Raw genomic sequence first — 1,729 nt, 5'->3', positions numbered from 1 at the left:
ATGCCGCTCGCCGCCGCCCGCAACCGCGCGGCCGAGGCCGCCCGCGGCGAGCTGCTGATCTTCCTCGACGTCGACTGCATCCCGTCTCCCGGCCTCGTCGCGGCCTATCGCCGAGCGGCGGCGCAGGCCGAGGGCCTGTTCCTCGGCGAGGTGCTGTATCTGCCGCCCGGGTCCGAGGCGGGGAATGCCGCCGACGATGCGGCGCTCGCGCGGGCCGGGCAGAGGCATCCGGCGCGGCCGGCGGTGCCGCGAACGGGCCTGCGCCCGGAGCCGGATCCCGGCCAGCTCTGGGGCCTGTCCTTCGCTCTGCCGGCCCGCGCCTGGCACGCCGTCGGGGGCATGGACGAGGCTTACGCCGGCTATGGCGGGGAGGAGACCGACCTCGCCGTCCGCCTCGCGGCCGGCGGGTTGCCGACCTTCTGGGTGGCGGGGGCTTGCGCCTACCATCAGCACCACCCGGTCCACGTGCCGCCGCTGCAGCACTTCGAGGCGATCCTCGCCAACGCCGCCCGCTTCCACCGAAGGCACGGACGCTGGTGCATGACCTACTGGCTCGACCAGTTCCGGGCCGCCGGGCTGATCGCCTGGGACGCGGACGCCCCGGCGATCCGGCTCGTCCGCCGGCCGCGCGCCGACGAGGTCGCCGCCGCCCTGCGGCCCGACGCCCTGTTCTCCTGACGGTTTGCGAACACTCCAGCCATGAAGAAGCCCATCGCGTTCTTCGTCCATCATCAGGGACGGGGCCATGCCAACCGCACGATGGCGATCGCCGCCGAATTCGCCCGCGACCGCCCCGTCTCCGTGCTCACGGCCGGCCCCCAGCTGTTCGACGGCTTCTCCCGCGACATCGAGATCGTGCCGCTGCCGAACATGATCGGCGCGTCCGTGCCGACGCTGCGGCTCTACGCGGAGCCGACGCCGCAGGTGATGCACTGCGTGCCCCTCGGCCTCGCCGAGATGCGACGGACCATGCGGCGGATCCTCGACCACCTCGACGAGCGCGAGGTCGGCCTGTTCGTGGTCGACGTCTCGGCGGAGATCGCGCTGCTCGCGCGCATCGCCAGCGTGCCGGCGGTGCAGATCCGCATGCACGGCGACCGCTCCGACATCGGCCATGTCGGCGCCTACGAGGCCTGCGTCGGGATGCTCGCCCCCTTCGACGAGCGGATGGAGCAGGACGACTATCCGGCGTACCTGCGGGCCAAGACCTTCTACAGCGGCGGCCTCTGCACCAGCGTCGACGGCGTGCCCGGTCGCGCCGAGGCGCGCGCACGGCTCGGTCTCGATCCGGCGCGCGAGATCGTCGTGGCCGTGACGGGCGGCGGGGGCAGCGGCACGCCCTACGCGCCGCTGACTGTGGCCGCGCGCGCCGCCCCCGAGACCCTGTGGCTCACCCTCGGGCCGACCCATCGCGAGGGCCACGAGACCGACTTCTCCAACCTGCGCGAGCTCGGCTGGGTGCCCTCGGTGACCGACTACCTCGCCGCCGCGGACATCGTGCTGGCCTCGGCCGGCGACAACACGGTCCACGAGGTCGCCCGCGTGGGCGGCCGCCTGATTGTGATGCCGGAATGGCGCTACTTCGGGGAGCAGACGCGCAAGGCCGAGGCCCTGGTCCGTTTGGGCGCCGCGGTCCAGGCCCCGGTCTGGCCCGGCGATCTGCAGGGCTGGCGCGATCTCCTCGCCCGGGCCCGCACCCTCGATCCCGCCCCGCTGGGCAGCCTCTACG

Annotated in this window: 2 protein-coding genes; both read left to right on the top strand. The window is 73.9% G+C overall.

Annotated features, from left to right (window positions below; genetic code table 11):
- The coding region (locus FV223_RS26800) for a galactosyltransferase-related protein (RefSeq protein WP_147729759.1) at positions 1-678 on the top strand (678 nt) is incomplete at its 5' end.
- 21 nt (positions 679-699) lie between these two features.
- The coding region (locus FV223_RS26795; RefSeq protein ID WP_147729758.1) for a glycosyltransferase at positions 700-1,729 on the top strand (1,030 nt) is incomplete at its 3' end.

This window comes from Methylobacterium sp. WL116 (genome assembly GCF_008039455.1).
In the GTDB taxonomy this organism is placed as follows: Bacteria; Pseudomonadota; Alphaproteobacteria; order Rhizobiales; family Beijerinckiaceae; genus Methylobacterium.
The sequence above is the reverse complement of the archived record's forward strand: the minus strand, read 5'-3'. Positions and strand labels throughout refer to the sequence as shown.